Source organism: Vibrio artabrorum, from assembly GCF_024347295.1.
GTDB lineage: Bacteria > Pseudomonadota > Gammaproteobacteria > Enterobacterales > Vibrionaceae > Vibrio > Vibrio artabrorum.
On record NZ_AP025458.1, the window covers coordinates 862,471 to 885,136 of the forward strand.

General features: G+C 44.0%; 19 protein-coding genes. All 19 read left to right on the forward strand.

Annotation, left to right across the window (positions count from 1 at the left end; translation table 11 throughout):
• Positions 1 to 10 precede the first annotated feature (10 nt).
• The 19 genes from flgD to OCU36_RS04130 all read left to right on the forward strand — a co-directional run bounded on the left by flgD (position 11) and on the right by OCU36_RS04130 (position 22,614).
• On the forward strand, positions 11 to 724 hold the full coding sequence (gene flgD / locus OCU36_RS04040) for a flagellar hook assembly protein FlgD (protein ID WP_261839140.1): 714 nt from the start codon (positions 11 to 13) through the stop codon (positions 722 to 724).
• 49 nt (positions 725 to 773) lie between these two features.
• Positions 774 to 2,078, forward strand: a complete 1,305-nt coding sequence (gene flgE / locus OCU36_RS04045) for a flagellar hook protein FlgE (protein ID WP_261839141.1) — start codon at positions 774 to 776, stop codon at positions 2,076 to 2,078.
• A 249-nt stretch (positions 2,079 to 2,327) separates the two neighbouring features.
• Positions 2,328 to 3,077, forward strand: a complete 750-nt coding sequence (gene flgF, locus OCU36_RS04050; protein WP_261839142.1) for a flagellar basal-body rod protein FlgF — start codon at positions 2,328 to 2,330, stop codon at positions 3,075 to 3,077.
• A 21-nt stretch (positions 3,078 to 3,098) separates the two neighbouring features.
• Positions 3,099 to 3,887 carry a flagellar basal-body rod protein FlgG gene (gene flgG / locus OCU36_RS04055; protein ID WP_261839143.1) on the forward strand — a complete coding sequence of 263 codons (789 nt, stop codon included), beginning with the start codon at positions 3,099 to 3,101 and terminating at the stop codon, positions 3,885 to 3,887.
• 70 nt (positions 3,888 to 3,957) lie between these two features.
• Positions 3,958 to 4,734: a flagellar basal body L-ring protein FlgH gene (gene flgH / locus OCU36_RS04060; RefSeq protein WP_261839144.1), complete on the forward strand. Its 777-nt coding sequence runs from the start codon at positions 3,958 to 3,960 to the stop codon at positions 4,732 to 4,734.
• Positions 4,735 to 4,828: 94 nt separating this feature from the next.
• Complete coding sequence (locus OCU36_RS04065; protein WP_261839145.1) at positions 4,829 to 5,920, forward strand: flagellar basal body P-ring protein FlgI; 1,092 nt, start codon at positions 4,829 to 4,831, stop codon at positions 5,918 to 5,920.
• Between the two features lie 10 nt (positions 5,921 to 5,930).
• Entirely contained in the window at positions 5,931 to 6,857 is a 927-nt protein-coding gene (flgJ, locus tag OCU36_RS04070; RefSeq protein WP_261839146.1) for a flagellar assembly peptidoglycan hydrolase FlgJ, read from the forward strand.
• A gap of 207 nt (positions 6,858 to 7,064) precedes the next feature.
• Entirely contained in the window at positions 7,065 to 8,945 is a 1,881-nt protein-coding gene (flgK, locus tag OCU36_RS04075; protein ID WP_261839147.1) for a flagellar hook-associated protein FlgK, read from the forward strand.
• Positions 8,946 to 8,954: 9 nt separating this feature from the next.
• Positions 8,955 to 10,145: a flagellar hook-associated protein FlgL gene (gene flgL, locus OCU36_RS04080; protein WP_261839148.1), complete on the forward strand. Its 1,191-nt coding sequence runs from the start codon at positions 8,955 to 8,957 to the stop codon at positions 10,143 to 10,145.
• Between the two features lie 400 nt (positions 10,146 to 10,545).
• A complete protein-coding gene (locus tag OCU36_RS04085) occupies positions 10,546 to 11,682 on the forward strand; it encodes a flagellin (RefSeq protein WP_261839149.1) in 1,137 nt (378 codons plus the stop codon).
• 627 nt (positions 11,683 to 12,309) lie between these two features.
• Positions 12,310 to 13,443, forward strand: coding sequence for a flagellin (locus OCU36_RS04090; RefSeq protein ID WP_261837832.1), 1,134 nt, complete (start codon positions 12,310 to 12,312; stop codon positions 13,441 to 13,443).
• 441 nt (positions 13,444 to 13,884) lie between these two features.
• The gene (locus OCU36_RS04095; protein WP_261839150.1) at positions 13,885 to 15,015 is read left to right on the forward strand and encodes a flagellin; all 1,131 of its coding nucleotides are present in this window, start codon (positions 13,885 to 13,887) and stop codon (positions 15,013 to 15,015) included.
• A gap of 82 nt (positions 15,016 to 15,097) precedes the next feature.
• The gene (gene flaG, locus OCU36_RS04100) at positions 15,098 to 15,523 is read left to right on the forward strand and encodes a flagellar protein FlaG (RefSeq protein ID WP_261839151.1); all 426 of its coding nucleotides are present in this window, start codon (positions 15,098 to 15,100) and stop codon (positions 15,521 to 15,523) included.
• A 22-nt stretch (positions 15,524 to 15,545) separates the two neighbouring features.
• Complete coding sequence (fliD, locus tag OCU36_RS04105; RefSeq protein ID WP_261839152.1) at positions 15,546 to 17,531, forward strand: flagellar filament capping protein FliD; 1,986 nt, start codon at positions 15,546 to 15,548, stop codon at positions 17,529 to 17,531.
• Positions 17,532 to 17,534: 3 nt separating this feature from the next.
• Complete coding sequence (locus OCU36_RS04110; protein WP_261839153.1) at positions 17,535 to 17,840, forward strand: flagellar protein FliT; 306 nt, start codon at positions 17,535 to 17,537, stop codon at positions 17,838 to 17,840.
• 13 nt (positions 17,841 to 17,853) lie between these two features.
• A complete protein-coding gene (gene fliS, locus OCU36_RS04115; protein WP_261839154.1) occupies positions 17,854 to 18,264 on the forward strand; it encodes a flagellar export chaperone FliS in 411 nt (136 codons plus the stop codon).
• A 227-nt stretch (positions 18,265 to 18,491) separates the two neighbouring features.
• Positions 18,492 to 19,958: a sigma-54 dependent transcriptional regulator gene (locus OCU36_RS04120; protein WP_261839155.1), complete on the forward strand. Its 1,467-nt coding sequence runs from the start codon at positions 18,492 to 18,494 to the stop codon at positions 19,956 to 19,958.
• 173 nt (positions 19,959 to 20,131) lie between these two features.
• Positions 20,132 to 21,172, forward strand: coding sequence for a sensor histidine kinase (locus tag OCU36_RS04125; protein ID WP_261839156.1), 1,041 nt, complete (start codon positions 20,132 to 20,134; stop codon positions 21,170 to 21,172).
• A gap of 32 nt (positions 21,173 to 21,204) precedes the next feature.
• Entirely contained in the window at positions 21,205 to 22,614 is a 1,410-nt protein-coding gene (locus OCU36_RS04130; protein ID WP_261839157.1) for a sigma-54-dependent transcriptional regulator, read from the forward strand.
• Positions 22,615 to 22,666: the final 52 nt, after the last annotated feature.

Sequence of the window (22,666 nt, forward strand, 5' to 3'; positions counted from 1 at the left end):
GAGGTAGCATATGGCTGGAATCAACAACAATGTTGGTCAAAGCGGCTTGTCCTATGTTGACCAGCTAAAGAGTCTTCAAGATGGCGCTAAGAAGCCCGACGAAACAACAGGTAAACAAGATCTTAAACAAGAAGATTTTTTATCTTTGTTAACTAAGCAACTTGCACAACAAGACCCTTTCAAGCCGGTTAGCAATGACCAGATGATTGCGCAAATGGCTTCATTTGCGACCGTAGACGGTATTGGCAAAATGAATACACAGTTTGAAAGCTTGAATTCATCAATGACCTCTAACCAAGCATTACAAGCCTCTTCTTTAGTGGGACGAGATGTATTGGTTCCTGGTGCGGCAGGCGTAAAACCTGGTGATGGCGGTATGGCGGCTATGGTTAAGCTTCCTCAAGCAATGGACAATGTTATCGTCCGTGTTGAGAACGAAGTTGGCCAGTTGGTTCGCACCTTTGATATCGGATCTAAACCATCAGGTGATACACGTGTTGAATGGGACGGAAAAGACGAAGACGGTAATCCATTGCCGGCTGGTAAATACAATGTGAAAGCGTCGGGTTTACTGGATGGCGAGAACACCGAGTTCCAAGTGTCGAGTTATGCGAACGTGAACAGTGTGCTTCTTGGTAAGGGTGATGGCAACGTACTACTCAATCTGGCTGGTTTCACATCGCCAGTACGACTTGCTGAAGTACTCGAAGTAGGTAAAGCGTAGCTTTTGATAAAGTAACGATGCTAGCTAGATAGATTAGGAGAATATTGGAATGTCATATGTAGCTTTAAGCGGTCTATCCGCTGCACAATTAGACTTGAATACAACCAGTAACAACATTGCGAATGCAAACACATTTGGCTTTAAAGAGTCTCGTGCCGAGTTCGGCGATGTGTATTCAAACTCGTTGTTCACTAATGCAAAAACAGCGTCAGGCGGCGGTGCACAAGTTGGTCAAGTGGCACAGCAATTTCATGAAGGTTCAAGTATTTATACGAATAACCCAATGGACTTACGTGTCAGTGGAACGGGTTTCTTTGCGGTGTCGAAAGACCGTATGGTGCCAGAGACCAACGAACTAACACGTAATGGTGCCTTTCACCTAAATAAAGACAACTACATGGTTACGGCTAACGATGAGTTTCTTTTAGGTTACGATGTCGATCCTACTTCTGGTGAGGTGCTTTCTTACGCACCAAAGCCTTTGGACATTCCAGCTGAGTTTGGTAAGCCTAAACAGACAGAAAACATTGAAGTAGGAGTGAACCTTCCTGCAAACGGTGATCTTAAAGATCCTGCTGCGTTTAACTTCAAAGATCCTGACACCTATAATCGTGCAACATCTTCGACGGTATACGATTCTATGGGGCAGTCTTACAAGTTAACGACTTACTACCTGAAAGATCAGACTCAACCCAATACTTGGCAGGCCTACTACACCATGGCGGATGAAAATGGTGAGAAGCCAGTGAACATTGCTGGTGGTGATGCGACGAATGCTCGAGGACACGTTGGTCACACTATGAAGTTTAATAATGACGGCACATTAGCAAGCCTCAATAATGGTCAGCCAATTAAATCTGAAGCATTAGGCGCTGGTGCTAACCCAATTGATTTGAATGGTGCTGATCCCACTCAAGTACTTAATTTTGGGCTAGAGTCTTCAACTCAGTTTGCTGCTCCTTTTGAACTCACTAAGTTTGATGAAGATGGTGCGACAACCGGTTTCTTAACCAAAATCGATTTTGATGAGTACGGCAGTGTTCTAGGGACTTACTCAAATGGTGAAAACGTGATGCTTGGTCGTGTAGGCTTGGTTCGTGTACCTAATGAGCAAGGTCTAGACAAGAAAGGCAGTACCCAGTGGGACTCGACTAACACATCGGGCGCAAAAATTTGGGGTGAATCAAACAAAGGTTCATTTGGTAGTATCAACAATGGTTCGCTAGAGCAGTCTAATATCGATATGACTCAAGAACTGGTGGATTTGATTTCTGCTCAACGTAACTTCCAAGCGAACTCGCGTTCTTTAGAAGTACACAACCAATTACAACAGAATATTCTTCAGATTCGCTAATCATTTCGAACGTCTGAATCCTCTGCAAATACCCAAGTCAATGTTATTGAGTTGGGTATTGTCGTTTGCCTTCCTATTTGCCACCCTGATTGCCGCACAGTGATATCACTGGCAACAATTCTTCCTTAATGATCGTTTAATGATCATTCTTTCTATTTTATTTATTTAACTTATTGATAAATAACACTTAAAAATATTGGCATAATGTTTGCTTTATTAGTCTCAGAAGATGATTTTTGGAGCAAAATTATGGATCGCGCACTGTTTCTTGCCATGAGTGGCGCTAAGCAAAACATGCAAGCTTTGCAGCTACGTGCAAACAACCTTGCCAACGTCAGTACAACGGGTTTCCGTGCTGATTTAGCACAAGCTCGTTCGATGCAAGCATACGGTGAAGGTTTGCCGACTCGTGTTTTCGCTATGACAGAGCGTCCGGGACATAATTTTTCGCAAGGTAGTGTGATCACCACTGGTCGAGATCTCGACGTTACGATTCAAGGGGATGGTTGGATTTCAGTTATGGACAAAACCGGCAGTGAAGGTTTAACGCGTAACGGTAACCTAAAGATCAGCTCAAATGGTTTGCTCACCAACGCCAGCGGCCACTTGGTATTAGGTGAAAACGACGCACCCATTACGATCCCTATTCCGGTCAGTAAAGTCGAAATTGGCACCGACGGAACCGTTTCCGTCATTCCACAAGGCGCGCCAGCTGAAGAATTAGCTGCGGTAGGCCGTATTAAACTTGTACGTCCAGACAACCAAAGTTTGTTTAAAGATACGAATGGTCTATTCCGTTCGAAGAACCCAGATCAGGCATACGAAGCAGATGCAGGGGTAACCTTGTTAAAAGGTGCTATCGAAGGCAGTAACGTCAATGCTGTCGGTGAAATGACCAGCCTCATTGACTTACAACGTCAGTTTGAAATGCAGGTCAAAATGATGAGCACTGCAGAGAAAATGGACAAGGCGTCCGATTCACTGCTTCGTATGAGCTAATAGAATTTAAAGGAAATTGCTATGCAACCAGCATTATGGGTAAGTAAAACAGGGTTAGACGCCCAGCAAACCAATATATCAACCATTTCAAACAACCTTGCCAACGCATCCACTATTGGTTTTAAAAAGAGTCGTGCGGTGTTTGAAGATCTGTTCTATCAGAATATCAATCAGCCGGGTGGACAGTCGTCTCAAAATACTGAATTGCCAAGCGGGCTGATGTTAGGTGCAGGTTCTAAAGTCGTGGCAACTCAAAAAGTGCACACTCACGGTAATGCACAAACGACCTCGAACAGTCTCGATATGATGATCGAAGGTGATGGTTTCTTCCAAGTTGAAATGCCAGATGGCGAGACAGGCTACAGTCGAAATGGTCAGTTCACGCTTAACGGTGATGGCGCTATCGTAACATCGGGACAAGGTTATGCTTTGCAACCAGAAATTGTTATTCCTGAAGATGCAATTTCAGTGACAGTCGGTAACGATGGTGAAGTTTCAGTTCGTTTACGAGGCCAGCAAAACAACGTTGTGGTCGGGCAGATTACTATTACTGATTTTGTAAACCCTGGTGGTTTAGAACCGGTTGGGCAAAACCTTTACTTGCCTACAGGTGCAAGTGGCGATCCGCAAGAGGGCGTGCCGGGTTTCGATGGCTTAGGTAATATCCGTCAGTCGATGCTTGAAACATCGAACGTAAACGTAACCGAAGAGTTGGTTAATATGATCGAGGCTCAACGAGTATACGAAATGAATTCGAAAGTCATCTCGACCGTCGATAAGATGATGGGCTTTATTAATCAACAGTTGTAATTGGTTTATCAACTGATTACTTGTTTTCATCCATTGACGTGTTTTTTATCACTGCTGAGAGTAGATCGCCATGAAACGTATTTTTTGTTTAGCTCTGTTGATGTCTATGACAGGCTGTTCTGTATTGACGCCTATTGAAACTCCAGCGACAGAAACCGCAACCACAGTGGTTGATGCTGTAGAAGGGGATAAGTCGTCTGAAGAGAGCTCTGGTATTCTCGATACGCTTCGTAATCGAACCGATCCGGTTGCTGGTGATCCTGCATGGGCACCAATCAATCCAAAGCAGAAACCAGAACATTATGCGGCGGCCACCGGTTCACTGTTCAATGTTAACCACATTGGCAGTATGTATGACGACTCAAAACCTCACGGCATTGGTGACATCATTACAGTGGCGTTGGATGAAAATACTCGAGCGACCAAGAAAGCCAACGCAGACATGTCTAAGTCGAATGATGCATCGATGGAGCCACTGGCTGTGGGTGGTCAAGAGCTGTCTATCGATAAATACAACTTCTCCTACGATCTGAGCAACACCAACACCTTTGCTGGTGATGCGTCAGCCAATCAAAGTAACAGTATCAGCGGTTACATTACCGTTGAAGTCATCGAAGTGTTAGCCAATGGTAACCTCGTGGTTCGTGGTGAAAAATGGATGACATTGAACACCGGTGATGAGTATATCCGCCTAAGTGGCACCATTCGTCCTGAAGATATTGACTTCGAAAATACCATCGCTTCAAACCGTGTTTCTAACGCACGAATTCAGTACTCAGGGACTGGCGTGCAAAAAGATATGCAAGAGCCTGGATTCTTGGCACGATTCTTTAATGTATCACTGTAGAGCTTGAGAGGGTGTCGATATACTGACAGCTTCTATCACGCAGCCCTATTTAGTTAAGCCATTATAAATTAAAGCAATACAGACAGGTTACTCAATGAAAAAACTGACACTCGTACTATTCGGCATGCTATTTCTTGCCACCAGTGCCCATGCTGCGCGTATCAAAGACGTGGCAAAAGTGGCGGGTGTTCGTAGTAACCAACTTGTTGGTTACGGTTTGGTGACGGGTTTGCCGGGTACTGGTGAGACAACTCCCTTTACCGATCAAACGTTTAACGCGATGCTGCAAAATTTTGGCATTCAATTGCCGCCTGGCACTAAGCCAAAAACCAAAAACGTAGCGGCAGTCATTGTGACCGCTGAACTGCCGGCATTCTCTAAGCAGGGCCAAGAAGTTGACGTAACCGTTTCTTCTATCGGTTCAGCAAAAAGCCTGCGTGGTGGTACCTTGCTGCAGACCTTCCTGAAAGGTCTAGACGGTCAAGTGTATGCGGTAGCGCAGGGTAACTTGGTGGTCAGTGGCTTTAGTGCACAAGGTAACGACGGTTCTAAGATTGTCGGTAACAACCCTAACGTCGGTATCATCTCTAGCGGTGCGACAGTCGAGCAAGAGATCCCAACCCCATTTGGTCGTGGCGACTACATCACCTTTAACCTAATCCAATCTGACTTCACGACAGCTCAACGTTTAGCTGATGCAGTGAATAATTTTCTAGGCCCACAAATGGCGTCTGCGGTAGATTCCGTTTCAGTAAAAGTACGTGCTCCTCGGGAAATTAGTCAACGTGTGGCTTTCTTATCTGCTATCGAAAACATTGAATTCGACCCCGCAGAAGGTTCTGCAAAAATCATCGTGAACTCTCGTACTGGTACTATCGTTGTTGGTAAGCATGTTCGCCTGAAATCGGCAGCGGTTACCCACGGTGGTATGACAGTAGCAATAAAAGAAAACCTCAATGTTAGCCAGCCCAATGCATTCTCTGGTGGTCAAACGGTGGTGACTCCGGATTCTGATATCGAAGTAACAGAAGCTGATGGCAAGATGTTCAAGTTTGAACCGGGTTTAACGCTCGATGATTTGGTTCGCGCAGTCAATGAAGTTGGCGCTGCCCCCTCTGATCTCATGGCCATTCTTCAAGCACTGAAACAAGCCGGTGCGATTGAAGGTCAATTGATCATTATTTAAGGAGTAAAGCATGATTAAAAATAACAACGATATCGGCTTTATTCATGACATCGGTAGCCTCGATCGTCTTCGTCAACAAGCAATCAATGGTGATGAAGGCAGTGAGAAAGAAGCATTAACCGCTGCAGCAAAACAGTTTGAATCTATTTTTACATCGATGCTATTTAAGTCGATGCGCGATGCGAACTCAACGTTTAAATCCGACCTTTTGAATAGTCAAAACGAGCAATTCTATCGTCAGATGCAAGATGACCAAATGGCGAGTGAGTTAAGTGCATCGGGTTCATTAGGCCTTGCAGATATGATTGTTGCTCAACTTAGTTCAGGTCAAACGAGTGATGCATCTGAAGAAAAGATTCGTAGTGAAGGTTTTGATACTTCACTACAAAGGCCTCGATTCTCCGGTCGTTCAGAAGAGAGCGCATCGAATGTTCAACCAGCGCTAGCGGATGCGGCAACCAAAAAACCGGTTTCCTTCGATTCGCCTGAATCGTTTGTCAAGTCAATGAGACCTTATGCTGAAAAAGCTGCGAGCGCACTCGGTGTGGATCCATCGTTGCTATTAGCTCAAGCAGCTCTTGAAACAGGTTGGGGGTCTAAAATGGTTAAAAACTCTTTGGGCAACAGTCATAACCTATTTAACATCAAAGCGGATAGAAGTTGGAAGGGCGATAAAGTTGCGACTCAAACGCTTGAGTATCAAGGCAAAACAGCGGTCAAAGAGTCGGCCTCTTTCCGTTCTTACCCTAGTTTCGAAGACAGTTTTAACGACTATGTTAAGTTCTTAAATGAAAACCCAAGGTACAACACCGCACTTCAACATCAGGGGAATGCAGAGAACTTCATTAACGGTATCCATCAAGCGGGTTATGCAACAGACCCTGGCTATGCGAATAAGGTATTACGAGTGAAAGCCAAAATTGATCAGATGGATTAGAGTATAAATTGCACATCTAGGGCTTGCCATTGGCAAGCTTTTTTTGTTTTTTAATGCCAGATTTATGTGATTATGCGTTCCCTTTCTTTGTCGTTCTTTACTCCGTTTTATCGCTAGCAACACTGAGTTATTTGTTGGCATATAACTTGCTTTTATTGTAATGGTTAATCAGCACATCCTGATTTTGTTACGTTTTTTGGGGGCATTATGGCGTCGGATCTTTTGAATGTAGGAGCACAAAGTGTTCTTACGGCTCAAAGACAGTTGAACACCACCGGTCATAACATTTCTAACGCCAACACAGAGGGCTATAGCCGCCAATCTGTGATCCAAGGTACGAACGACCCACGACAGTTCGGTGGTCAAACTTACGGTATGGGCGTGCATGTGGACAATGTTCGCCGCTCTTGGGATCAGTTTGCCGTCAAAGAACTTAATCTATCGACAACCAATGCCGCTAATAAGAGTGATAATGAGGCTAACCTCGACTTATTATCTGGAATGTTGTCATCGGTTGCTTCAAAGAAAATTCCAGAAAACCTTAATGAGTGGTTTGATTCTGTTAAAACATTGGCGGATACCCCGAATGATGTGGGTGCGCGTCAAGTGGTGTTGGAAGATGCAGGGCAGATCAGCAAAACATTAAATGAGTTTCATGAAACAGTACGGCAACAGTCTGAATCTACGAATAAAAAGTTAGATATGGGTATTAAACGACTGAACCAGCTCGCCTACGAGATTCGTGATGTACAGCGTTTAATGATGCGAACTCCAGGGCCTCATAATGACCTACTAGATAAACATGAAAAGCTGATTAATGAGCTTTCTGGTTATACCAAAGTGACCGTGACGCCACGTTCTAATGCCGAAGGGTTTAATGTTCATATCGGGAACGGCCATACCTTGGTCTCTGGCAGTGAAGCAAGCCAATTAAAAATGATTGATGGAGTACCGGATGCTCATCAACGTCGTTTGGCGATTGTCGAAGGCAAGTCTTTGAAACCGATCACAAGCCGTGACATTGATGGAAAAATTGGGGCCATGTTAGACATGCGAGACGAACATATTCCAGCCGTCATGGACGAATTGGGTCGTTTGGCGACCGCTTTTTCATATGAAGTTAATGCGTTGCAATCGCAAGGCCTGGATCTTGATGGCAATGTTGGTAAAAACTTGTTTACCGATGTGAACTCTGAGCGAGTAGCGAAATCTCGTGTAACGGCCAGTGGACCATCTAAGGCGGATATCGCGGTATATATCGATAAAATATCGGCCCTAAAAGGCGGCGAATATGGCCTGAGGTATGATGGCAGCGATTACATCGTAACGAAGCCGAATGGCGAAGCCGTTAAAGTGGGTGTCAATTCAAGTGACAACTCTTTTTATCTCGATGGGATGCGAGTCGAGGTGCGCAATCCGCCTGAAATCGGAGAAAAATTACTGTTGCGTCCAACCCGTAATTTTGCGGCTCAAATACAAATAGAAACGGAAGATCCGCGAGACATTGCCGCGCAAAGCTATGAGGCGTCCACGACATTTGCCAAAGGGACGGCTGATTTTAATATTTTAGCGGCCGGTCAACTGCGTGAGTTTGAAGTCGTTGTGTCGCCAAAAGGAGAACAGTTCGCGGTAACCGATCCTAAGGGTAACATTCTAATGCAGCCTCAACCGTACCCGCCCAAAGGGCCTGTGACCATCAATGGCACAACGTTTGAGTTGACTTCGGGGGCTCTGGCAAACGATAAGTTTACCGTCAATCTGGTCCCATCTGAAGGTGATAATGGCAACTTGCGTAAGCTACAAAATCTACAAACTGGAAAACTACTGAACAATGGTGAGTCTACGATTTTAGATATTTACCATAACTTAAATACCAATACGGGTTTAAAGGCTTCAACGGCAAACCGTTTGAGCGATATGGCGACATTGGAAAAAGAGTCAGCCCAAGAGCGGATAGCTTCGGTATCGGGAGTAAACCTCGATGAAGAAGCGGCAAATATGATGAAATTTCAGCAAGCGTACATGGCTTCTTCTCGCATCATGCAAGCGGCCAACGATACGTTCAATACTATTTTAGCTCTGAGGTAGGAGGTATAAATGTTGAGTCGTATTTCTAGCTTCCATAATTATCAATCTGTTCAGAATGACTTGCGCCGTCAAGAGAACAAGATACATCACAACCAAGCACAATTGGCTTCAGGCAAGAAGTTACAATCGCCAAGTGATGATCCTCTGGCAATCCATTATATACAAAATATTGGGCAGCAATCCGAGCAGTTAAAACAATATATTGACGCGATCACACTGGTTCGAAATCGTCTAGAACATCATGAAGTTATGCTCGCTAACTCAGAAGAGTTCGCTGATGGCGCTAAACGAACGGTAATGGAAATGATCAACGGTTCACTTTCACCGGATGATCGTTTGGCAAAGAGGCGTGAAATTCAAGAGATAGCGAATAATTTTCTACACTTAGCTAATTCTCAAGATGAGTCGGGTAACTACACTTTCGCAGGGACTAAACCGAAAAATCAACCTTTCTTTCGAGATAACGAAGGGAAGGTGACCTATCATGGTGATGACTATCAACGCAAGATGCGTGTGGCGAGTAGCTATGAAATGGCGATGAATGATCCGGGCAGTAAGTTATTTATGGAAATCGATAACCCCTTCGGCGATTACGAACCTCAGTATGAACTGGAGCCAGCCTCTGAATTGTTATTGGAGCGAGCAACCAATACGGCTAAAGATGACTCAACGTATAAAGTCACGTTTGTAGATATGCAGACGGGTAAGTTCGCCTATCAGCTTGAAAAAGACGGCAAAGTGGTGGCGGCAGAAGATTTTGATCCTTCTACTGGTATTCAATATGAAGGGTTGAATATTCAGATTAAAGGTCAAATCACCAAAGGTGACTCGATTACGTTAGAGCCAAGGGAAACATTTTCGATTTTTGACACGTTCAAAGAAGCGATAGAGCAGGCCGAAAAACCCGTATCGGATTCATCGGCAACCGCAAAATTGCAACAGGTGACCGAAGAATTTAATGCCGCCTTTATCCATTTAACAAAGGCGCGAACCGATGTCGGTGCGCGTTTGAGTACGCTTGATATTCAAGAGCAACAACATGAAGATTTTAAGTTGTCTTTAGCGAAAGCCAAAAGCAATTTCGAAGATTTAGATTATTCGAAAGCGATCATTGAATTCAATGAAAACTCTCGTGCATTACAAGCTTCACAACTCGCGTTTGGTAAAACCAAAGATCTCACCTTGTTTAATTACATTTAGTGGTGGGTTAACGCTCGATAGAAGTCGATTCTTTGCCATATGTGCTATGCCTTATGTGCGAATTGCTTCACATTGACTGGTTTTTACACCGGACGCAACAGGGATTGATATCAGCGGCAAAAGCGGCAATGAGTGTACGAACGCGATTTAGACGCTTCAGTTATTATGCAATGTTATCTTTGATGTTTTTTGTTTAAGCTGTTGATTTTTATGTTTTTATAAAAATAATCAATTGATTTTAAAACTTGGCATATAACTTGTATCTATATTGTCATGATTGATTTATACAGTTCTTAAGCCTTGAAATGGGCTTAACGAGTAATACACGGTCAGTGCTTATCCATATGAGAGTAAAGCTGACCGCTTCGCAGAAACTTTGCGAACTCATAAGGAGAGCAAAATGGCTATCAATGTAAATACTAACGTTTCGGCTATGACAGCACAGCGTTATCTGAATAAAGCGTCTAATGATCTAGCGACTTCGATGGAGCGTTTATCATCGGGCCAAAAAATCAATAGTGCCAAAGATGATGCGGCAGGCCTGCAAATCTCGAATCGCTTAACGTCACAGTCTCGTGGCCTTGATGTCGCAATGCGTAATGCCAATGACGGTATTTCAATTGCTCAAACGGCTGAAGGCGCGATGAACGAATCAACCAACATATTACAGCGTATGCGTGATCTCGCGATTCAATCATCAAACGGCACGAACTCGCCAGCTGAGCGTACAGCACTAAACGAAGAGTCAACGGCACTTCAAGATGAGCTAAACCGTATCGCAGAAACGACATCTTTTGGTGGCCGTCGTCTATTAAACGGTTCATTTGGTGATGCTTCATTCCAGATTGGTTCTAACTCAGGCGAAGCGATGATTATGTCGTTAACCAGTATACGTGCCGATGATCCTCGAATGGGAGGGACGACGTTTGATTCAGAAAATGCTAAAGACAAGAGCTGGGAAGTGCCACCGAAAGCAAGCGATATCAAATTTGAATTCACAACCAAAGCAGGTGAAGACATTGTTCTAGATATCAACGCCAAAGCGGGTGACGATATTGAAGAATTGGCGACGTACATTAATGGTCAATCTGATTTAGTGAATGCATCGGTGACAGAAGAAGGGCGTTTGCAACTTTTTGTTGCTGAACCTGATCTGGAAGGGGCAATGTCTATCTCGGGTGGTCTAGCGTCTGAGTTAGGCATTAAGAGCGAAGGTCGTCCTACATCAGTTCAAGATATAAGCTTAACCACTGTTGCCGGTTCACAAAACGCAATCAGTGTGATTGATTCCGCAATGCAGTACGTCGATTCTCAGCGAGCCGATTTGGGTGCAAAACAGAACCGTCTAAGCCACAGTATTAGTAACTTGGCGAACGTTCAAGAGAATGTGGACGCTTCAAATAGCCGAATCAAAGATACGGACTTTGCGAAAGAAACGACGCAAATGACCAAATCACAAATTCTGCAACAAGCAGGTACTTCAATACTTGCTCAAGCAAAACAGTTGCCTAACTCTGCATTATCATTATTGCAATAGTTATTGGTTGAACTTGTTGCTCGTGTTCAGACGTGAGCCATGCAACAAGCGAAACTGGCAAGCATACTTACTATTGAATGTTTAGCTCTCTCATCTCTCACCTGCTATCCATTTTTACAGTAAGAATGCAACGGCAAGTCGGAAATGTGTTCATTTCTCGATGATCTCCACACAAGCTCTGACGCGCCAACTAGCCCCGGTTCTCTCAAAGGAAAAGGGGCTTTTTTCTATCTTTCTTATTTGTCCTTCTGCTTTTTATTCTTCGTTATCCCCCGACTTAACCCATCGACACTGCGCTCGTTTTTCGTCTCTGAAATAGCGGATCTATACGAAGCTGAAAGGTTCTGTGATCGTTCATTTTTAGATGTTGGCGAATAGGTGACACCATTCGTGTTTTTTTTGGTCAATTTGATGGCTTTTTACGTTTGAATCTTCAGAGGTAATGTTTAAGTGTGATTTATTTAAGTTTTTGATAGTTATAAGTTTAATATTTATTTTGTGTTTTTTTTAAAATTTATCTAAAGCTTCGGACTTTCGCGCCGTTATTAAAAGTAACTTTGAGAGAACTACTTGGTTTTCCGAGACGTCGGAAACCGTTATACCGGAAAATCAATTGGAGAAATCACCATGGCAGTGAATGTAAATACCAACGTTTCAGCGATGACAGCGCAACGTTACCTAAACAGCGCAAACAACGCACAACAAACATCAATGGAACGCTTATCTTCAGGTTCTAAAATCAACAGCGCGAAAGATGACGCTGCGGGTCTACAAATCTCTAACCGTTTGAATGTTCAGAGCCGCGGTCTTGATGTTGCGGTACGTAACGCAAATGATGGTATCTCTATTGCACAAACCGCGGAAGGTGCAATGAACGAGACAACTAACATCTTGCAACGCATGCGTGATTTGTCTCTACAATCTTCAAATGGCTCGAACTCAAAATCTGAGCGTGTTGCGATTCAAGAAGAAGTCACAGCACTGAACGACGAACTTAACCGTATCGCAGAAACGACGTCTTTCGGCGGTAACAAGCTACTTAACGGTACTGCCGGTACTCGCTCATTCCAAATCGGCGCGGATAGCGGTGAAGCGGTTATGCTTGAACTGAAAGGCATGCGTTCTGATAACGCACAAATGGGTGGTAAGAGCTACCAAACTGAGAACGCGAAAGACAAAAACTGGAACGTTCAAGCTGGCTCTAACGATTTGAAAATGTCTTTCACTGATAACTTTGGTCAAGCACAAGAAATCGATATCAACGCAAAAGCGGGTGACGATATTGAAGAGCTTGCGACGTACATCAACGGTCAACAAGACTCAATCAAAGCGTCTGTCACTGAAGATGGCAAGTTACAATTGTTTGGCGGCAGCAATAAAGTGACTGGCGATGTCTCTTTCTCTGGCGGTCTAGCGGGTGAGCTAGGCATGCAACCGGGCAAAGATGTCACCGTTGATTCGATTGACGTAACGACGGTTGGCGGCGCACAAGAGTCTGTAGCGATTATTGATACGGCCCTGAAATATGTAGATAGTACTCGTGCTGAACTGGGTGCTTTCCAAAACCGTTTCGAGCACGCTATCAGTAATTTAGATAACATTAACGAGAACGTTAACGCATCTAAGAGCCGCATTAAAGATACCGATTTCGCGAAAGAAACGACTCAGATGACGAAGTCTCAGATCCTTTCTCAAGCTTCAAGTTCGATTCTTGCTCAAGCGAAACAAGCACCGAACGCAGCCCTTAGCCTGCTCGGTTAATCGATTGAAAAGCCGCGTTGACTATAAGCGTTGTTGATCACAAGCGTGAACGCTAGGCTTCCACAAATTGGCTCGTGGTGAGAGATGAGCGCTAAACAAACCCAGCTTCGGCTGGGTTTTTTATTGCCTACTGTTTAGTCAATGAAGAGTTTTGGTTTTTATGTGCGACGATACACTTATCAATAAGTGGAGATAGTCAATGTTAGTACGTGTCGCTCGATTAATTGAATCTTGGCCACATTTTTCTTTGCTGTTGAAAATAAAACGAAAATAATGACATTTTTTATTAAAGCTTCCAATTAAGTGGCCGTTAAAGGGATTGAGAGAAATGATATGTACTGATGTAAGGTGAGAGAGACATTGGTACATAAAAAATTGATATGTATTTGTGTGAGGTGAGAGTCACACAAATACATTAAAAATGCCTAAAGGAGATCAACTATGGCGATTAATGTAAGCACTAATGTGTCTGCAATGACGGCTCAGCGTTACCTAAACAACGCGGCTGAAGGTACTCAAAAATCAATGGAGCGTTTGTCTTCTGGCTATAAAATCAATAGCGCAAAAGATGATGCTGCAGGCCTACAAATTTCTAACCGCTTAACGTCGCAAAGCCGTGGCCTAGACATGGCTGTGAAGAATGCGAATGACGGTATCTCTATTGCACAGACCGCTGAAGGTGCAATGAATGAGTCAACCAACATCCTGCAACGTATGCGTGACCTTTCTCTTCAATCTTCAAATGGTTCAAACACTAAATCTGAACGTGTTGCGATCCAAGAAGAAGTCTCTGCGTTAAACAAAGAACTGAACCGTATCGCAGAAACCACCTCTTTTGGTGGTAATAAGCTGCTTAACGGCACTTACGGCAGTCAGTCATTCCAAATCGGTGCAGATTCCGGTGAAGCAGTGATGCTTTCCATGACAAACATGCGTACCGACACTCAAGGTATGGGCGGTAAAAGTTATACTGTTGAAGAAGGCAAAGATTCATCTTGGCGCGTAGGTGCTGGTGCTGATTTGACTATCAAATACAACGATAAGTTTGGTGACGCACACGAGTTGACGCTTGCTGCGAAGGAAGGCAACGACATTGAAGAGCTAGCGACTTACATTAATGGTCAAAGCCAAGATGTTAAAGCGTCTGTAGGTGAAGGTGGTAAACTGCAACTTTTCGCTTCAAGTCAAAAAGTTGACGGTGATGTTGCCTTCGGTGGCAGTCTTGCTAGTGAGTTAGGTATCGGTGCGGGTAAAGACGTCACTGTTAATGATATCGATGTTACTTCGGTTGCGGGTGCAAACGAAGCGGTATCTATCATTGATGGAGCGTTAAAATCTGTGGATAGTAGCCGTGCTTCTCTTGGTGCTTTCCAAAACCGTTTCGATCATGCAATCAGCAACTTAGATAACATCAACGAAAACGTTAATGCATCTAAGAGTCGTATCAAAGATACCGATTATGCGAAAGAAACAACGGCTATGACCAAGTCGCAAATCCTACAACAAGCGAGTACTTCTATCTTAGCTCAAGCAAAACAGTCACCATCAGCAGCTCTAAGCTTATTGGGCTAAACTTATCTCGGTAAGTAGCGGTAAGCTCTACTTTAGGTAGGGTTTTACTGTTTGGCTTATAGAAGGAGGGAGGGAGAGTGTTATGGAAATATCATCCAACGCATCGAACATCCAGCCTTATGGCTCACCTAATGGCACTAAATTTGCAAGCGATAAAGGTAGTAGTGCATCGAGCATTTCACGGCTGAAAGAAGCAAGAACTTATGGCGTGGTAGAAACATCGAAAGAAGAAGCTACCGAAGCTGCGAGTCAATTAGCTCACGATAGACAAGAGTTAAATGATAAAGAGCGAGTCAAGATGGTCGAGAAGGTAAACGAGTTTATCTCCTCTATCAACAAGGGTGTTGCTTTTAAAGTTGATGAAGAGTCAGGCAGGGATGTGGTGACCATTTATGAGACCACAACGGGTGATATTATTCGCCAGATCCCCGATGAAGAAATGCTTGAGATTTTGAGGCGCCTAGCAGCCCAAGCCTCAAATGGTGGAATACTGGAGGCTAAGGTTTAAGTCGTATTATTGAGGTGGTTTAATGAGTATTGGCCCAATGGGGGGTTCGTCTGGCATGGATATCAACACCATGGTCAGCAAAATTGTTGATTCGGAGCGTGTACCCAAACAGCAGCGAATCGATAATGAACGAGCGCGAATCGATACCAGTATTAGTGCCTATGGAAGACTCAGAGAATCCCTTGATTCGATGAAAAACCTGATGACAAACTTTCGTCAAGAAAAAGCTTTCGCTGCGCGAACAGTAGAGAGCACCGATGAAGGACTTGTGTCTGCAACTGCGACTACCGAAGCGATCGCTGGCAAATATGCCATCGATGTGTTGCAGCTTGCCCAAAGCCATAAAGTGGCTTCTGATGTGCTATCAGAGGACATGAAATTTGGCCCAGGTAAGCTGCAGGTTTCGCTTGGCGATGACAGCTTTGATGTGCAAGTGGGTGACCGTTCGAAACTTATCGACGTCGTTCGCAGTATCAATGGCTCAGACAACAACCCAGGCGTTCGTGCATCTATTATCAATGATGTTGAAGGTCCTCGACTTATTGTCGCTTCGAACCAATCAGGTTCAGATCAGCAGATCAGCATTAATGTCGAGTCTGACGCTGATAATCCTCTCAAAAAACTTGAATACAAAACTCTTGAAGAGCGTGCTAAAGCGCTAGAGAAAGCGCGCCTTGCTGCTCAAGAGATTCTTTCCCAGCCCGCCCCCGGGCAAGATATTGCACCCTTAGACAAGTCTATTGAGGCAAGTGGTAACCAAATTCCGCCGTCAAAAGCTCAAGCCGATAAGGGGACAGATGACAGTCTTAGTTACGGTGAACAAGCGGCCGCCGATGGACAGGCAGCTTTAGACGCAGCTCAGGCTGCAACATTATTGAAGCCTGAAGACAGGATTCCAGGTTGGACTAAAACAGCTTCAGGTACACTTTTAGATTCATATTACTCTCCAGCCCCCGAGCTTGATGAAAAAGCCATAGAGAAAGCGTCGGATGTCTCTGGTTGGTCAAATGCCGCATCAGGTACGCTGACGGATTCTTATGTGACGCCGAAAGAGGCCCAGGCAAAACTAGAAGCAGAACAAGCGCGTATCGAAGAAAAGGCCGCAACAGAAAAAGCGGAACTGCAAGAGAAAGTTAAAACTGGCGAATTGACCGCTGAACAAGCTAAAGATATCGAGCGTGCGAAATTAGATCCAGAAGAGCGTGAGCGCTTAGATAAGATAGACAAAGCGCAAGCTGACCTTATTCAGGCTCAACAGTCTTTTGATCACTACAGTGGTATGACTGAAGTACAAGCGGGACAAGATTCGAAGGTTGTGCTCGATGGCGTAGCCCAGCTTTCAAGTAAAAACAACGTGATTGAAGATGCTATTGAAGGGATTGATATCACGTTGAAAGGAAAAACACCCAAAGATAAGCCACCGACAGAAATTGGTGTAGAGTACGACCGAAATCGTGTTCGCCAAGATATTGAGGCTTTTGTTAATTCTTATAATCAGTTTTATCAAACCTCAAAAAGTTTGGCTGGCGTTGATCCCGCGACGGGGCAAAAAGGCCCACTCTCTGGCGACAGTGCGGTACGTAACGCCGACTCGCGTTTGAAAAGTGTATTCTCATCAAGTGTTGAAGGGGCTCCTGTGAACCTCAAGTCTTTGACTGAGTTTGGTATTACGACCACAAGACAAGGTTCGTTAGAAATAAACTACGATATGCTCGACCGTCAACTGAACAATAACTTTGATAAGTTGGGGGAGTTCTTTGGTGGTAACAATGGTTTCGCTAAAAAAGTGGAAGATGCGATTCAAGGCATTACCGGATTTACTGGTTCTATTCGCACTCGAGAAAAGAGCTTGGTAGAACAAAACTATCGTTTGGCCGATGATCAAAGCGCACTCGATCGCCGCATGGCGAGCCTTGAGAGTCGCACGCACTCAAAGTTCGCTGCGATGCAAGATGCGACTGGGAAGATGCAATCTCAATTGGGTAGCATGATGAATGCACTAGGTTAGTAAATGAACAATCAGCTCAAAGCGCTTTGTGAACTCGATCAATTAATAATATCCCAACTTGAATTAAGCGAAATTAATGCTGAAGAAATAACGCAGCTTGTCGATAACAGAGAACAGTTATTGCAAAACGTACTTCGATTAATCGATTTATACCCTGACGTTAAGCAAAGTCCCGAGTGGTGTGATGCCATTTCGAGAACCCAAAAATTGGTCGAATTGATGCAGTCCGAGACTGGCCGGTTAGGTAAAACCCTACATAAATACCGACACGGTGCCAAATCAGTTCAGCAATATAAAAAGTTTTTATAAAAAGAGGTTTACTATGCGCGGTTCTTTACAGGCATATAAAAAGGTATCAGTGGATAGTCAACTAACGGCTGCTTCACCGCATAAAATTGTACAAATGTTAATGGCAGGGGCTATTGAGCGTTTGATTCAAGGCAAAGCGGCGATGCAAGCTGGCAATATCCCGGTAAAAGGAGAGCGACTGGGTAAGGCGCTCGATATCATTATTAGCCTACGCAGTTGCCTATCTATGGCCGACGGTGGCGACATTGCTAAAAACCTAGATCAACTTTATGAGTACATGATCACACAAATTTCTGCGGCAAATCACAAAAATGATCCCCAGCCTATCGATGAGGTTATTGATATCATCCGCGAAATTAAGAGTGCATGGGACCAAATCCCGAATGAATATCACAATTTAACGTCTGCTGATGTAGGTATTTAAAGAAGAACTGCTGTTTTAGCCAATCTCATTTCCTCTAATTGGTTGGTTGCCTTATTTTTTTATTCAAATAAAATAGAAGCCATTAGATAGCCTAATGGCTTTTTTTCGTTGTTGATTACCGAAACTTGTCTTCGTGATATATAATTATTGATACTTTCCTCATTTTATCGATGACATTGTTCATGGTCTTCCTCATCGAACCCAAATAAAGGCAATAATTCCTACTTATGCAAGGTTTGACAAAACTGCTTGTCGTTGATGATAATGCCCAATATCGTCACAACTTAAGCACCATATTAGAGTTTGTAGGAGAAAGCTGCGAAGTTGTTAGCTCTGAACAAGCACACAAGGTTGATTGGTCACTTCCGTGGGCCGGCTGTATTGTCGGTTCAGTTAAAAGTAACGATTTCAACACACTACTCAATGAAAAGCTTGTTCATGCCAGTCACATACCTTTACTGGTTATTAGTCACAATCATCACCAGGTTGATGAGCTTACGAACTTTGTTGGCGAACTCGAACTGCCACTTAATTACCCACAATTAAGTGATGCATTAAGACACTGTAAAGAATTCTTAGGACGCAAAGGTGTTCAAGTAGCATCGACTTCACGCAAGAATACTTTGTTTCGCAGCCTAGTTGGACAAAGTGCAGGTATCCAAGAGGTACGCCACCTCATTGAACAAGTTTCTTCTACGGAAGCGAATGTATTGATTCTTGGGGAGTCAGGCACGGGGAAGGAAGTGGTAGCGCGTAATGTTCACTATCACTCTAAACGCCGTTCAGGGCCTTTTGTACCAGTGAACTGCGGTGCGATCCCACCTGATTTGCTCGAAAGTGAACTGTTTGGTCATGAGAAGGGCGCGTTTACCGGGGCGATTACCGCTCGTAAAGGTCGCTTTGAATTGGCCGAGGGTGGCACGCTGTTTCTGGATGAAATTGGCGATATGCCAATGACGATGCAAGTGAAGTTATTACGTGTATTACAAGAGCGATGCTTTGAGCGTGTCGGAGGAAATAACACGATTCAAGTTGATGTTCGAGTGATTGCTGCCACACACCGTAATCTTGAAAATATGATCGATGATGATTCGTTTCGTGAAGATCTTTATTATCGCTTGAACGTATTCCCGATTGAAATGCCGGCACTTCAAGACCGTAAAGAAGATATTCCTTTGCTGCTTCAAGAGCTGATGACCCGAATGGAAGCGGAAGGGAGTATGCCTATCTGTTTCACGGCTCGTGCGATTAATTCTTTGATGGAGCATTATTGGCCAGGTAATGTACGTGAATTGGCAAACTTGGTGGAGCGAATGGTTATTCTTTATCCTAATAGCTTGGTCGATGTCAATCACCTTCCAACAAAGTATCGTTACAGTGATATTCCTGAATTCCAACCAGAGTTTAATAGTGTTGTTCCAGAGGAAGAGCTGGAGCGTGATGCATTGGCTGAGTTGTTTTCTGAGGATTTCAGTTTTGAACGGCAAGATGATATTGCTGACAATGTGAATGCTCCTCAAGAGTTACCGCCAGAAGGGGTTAACCTGAAAGAGTTACTTGCCGATCTGGAAGTGAATATGATCAGTCAGGCCTTGGAAGCGCAAGGAGGAATCGTAGCTCGTGCGGCTGATATGCTTGGAATGCGCAGAACTACTCTGGTTGAGAAAATGCGTAAGTATAATTTGCAACGTTAGTTCGTTTTTACCGTCAGAGGCAAACAATAAAACTAGCGTGCATTGTGGCTATTAAACACTCTAGTGAGCGAACCGATGAACTATCGTCGGGTGTTTAGATGAAGAATATAGCAAATAGCCTGGTTCGCATTGTGTGTGTCAGGCTGTTTTAGTCTTTGAGGCAAATTTTTGACATGCAATTATCGAATCAACCAGAAAACCAATCACACTTAGATTCTGTTGAGCAGCAAGTTGAACGCTATAAGCAAGTACTCGATGTGATGCCCGCTGGTGTCATCTTGTTAGATACGCAAGGTGAAGTGAGAGAAGCGAACCCAGAAGCGCACCGTATCCTCGGCGTTGAATTAGTGGGTGAGAAGTGGTTTTCTGTCATTCAAAGTGCCTTTGACCCAAAAGATGACGATGGTCATGAGATCTCATTGAAGAACGGCCGAAAAGTGCGTTTGGCGATTTCAGCCTCTACGACCGGTCAGCTTATATTGATTACCGACCTGACAGAAACACGTCTGCTGCAATCTCGTGTTAGTGATCTTCAACGTTTGTCGTCATTAGGCAGGATGGTGGCTTCGCTTGCACATCAGGTTCGTACTCCACTTTCTAGCGCAATGCTGTATGCATCAAACCTTGCCGCACCCAACCTACCACTTACAACAAAAACACGTTTTCAATCTAAGCTTATGGATAGACTCCATGATTTAGAGAAACAAGTGAATGATATGTTGTTGTTTGCTAAAGGTGGTGATAATAAAGTAGTTAAGCCATTTACTGTCACTGAGTTGATCTCGGAATTTCATCCCATGGTCGAGGCCGCATTAAAAACCAACCAGATTGATTATTGTCAAGAGGTCGAGAGTGAAGGTACTCAAATGTTTGGCAACGCAAATGCGATTGCTTCAGCTTTAAGTAATCTGGTTTTGAATGCGGTTCAAATTGCCGGTAAAGAATCGCAGATAGATGTTTTCTTTCGGCCAGTAAACGGCGAGCTTAAGATATCTGTACAAGACAGTGGGCCCGGCGTACCGAAAGCGCTTCAAAGTAAAATTATGGAACCATTCTTTACCACCCGTTCACAAGGTACAGGCTTGGGCTTAGCCGTTGTACAAATGGTTTGTCGCGCACATGAAGGCCGACTGGAATTGATCTCAGAAGAAGGTGACGGGGCATGTTTTACTATGTGCTTACCATTGGAAAGACAACTTTCAACTGAAGATTAATACGTTTTAATAGAATTATACTGGAGAATCTTATGGCTCAAAGTAAAGTGTTAATCGTCGAAGATGATGAAGGTCTACGCGAAGCCCTTGTCGATACTCTCGCGCTTGCAGGTTATGAATGGCTAGAAGCGGATTGTGCGGAAGATGCTCTAGTTAAGTTAAAATCTAACTCTGTTGATATTGTTGTTTCTGATGTTCAAATGGCAGGCATGGGGGGGTTGACGTTATTAAGAAACATTAAGCAGCATTGGCCCAACCTGCCTGTATTATTGATGACAGCGTACGCTAATATTGAAGATGCAGTTGCGGCAATGAGAGAAGGTGCGATTGATTACATGGCGAAGCCATTCGCCCCTGAAGTTCTGTTGAACATGGTCAGTCGCTATGCACCCATTAAATCGGATGATAATGGTGATGCCATTGTTGCTGATGAAAAAAGTATTAAATTAATGATGTTGGCTGATAAAGTCGCAAAAACGGATGCTAACGTCATGGTGTTGGGCCCCAGTGGTTCAGGTAAAGAAGTGATGTCTCGTTATATTCACAATGCCTCAAACCGTAAAGACGGCCCATTTATTGCGATTAACTGCGCCGCGATCCCAGACAACATGCTAGAAGCAACACTGTTCGGATATGAAAAAGGTGCCTTTACTGGTGCGATTCAAGCTTGTCCTGGTAAGTTTGAACAAGCACAGGGCGGTACTATTTTATTGGATGAGATCAGTGAAATGGATCTTGGCCTGCAAGCTAAATTATTACGTGTATTGCAAGAGCGTGAAGTGGAGCGCTTGGGGAGCCGCAAGAGTATCAAGCTTGATGTTCGCGTGTTAGCGACCAGTAACCGTGATTTAAAACAGTATGTGTCTGAAGGCAACTTCCGAGAAGACCTATACTACCGACTGAATGTTTTTCCTATTTCATGGCCGCCTCTTTGTGAGCGTAAAGGGGATATTGAGCCTTTAGCTAAGCACCTGGTTGAACGCCATTGCACCAAACTCGGTATGCCGGTCCCTGTCGTGTCAGCGCTGGCCATTCATAAGCTTGTCAATTATCCGTGGCCGGGTAACGTTCGTGAATTAGATAATGTCATCCAACGAGCGTTAATTTTGAGCGAGCAAGATCATATATCGGGTGAGCATATTCTTCTTGAAGGCGTTGATTGGCAAGATGCAAGCGGGTTACAGCACATTGTTGAAGGTAATGATGTTGCCGCGCCAGACATTAAGCCTATTGCGGAAGTTAATCCAATTTACAAAGCCGTTGCGAGCAGTGAGGGGCTTGGTAATGAGCTTAGAGATCAAGAGTATGCAATCATTCTTGAAACGTTGATCGCTTGCAATGGTCGACGTAAAGATATGGCTGAAAAGTTAGGAATTAGCCCCCGCACATTACGTTATAAGTTAGCTAAAATGCGCGATGCTGGAATAGATATCCCAAACTGAGGACAGATTAATAGTGCTAGCCTTCTGACTATTGTAGTACGATGTCTAGTCA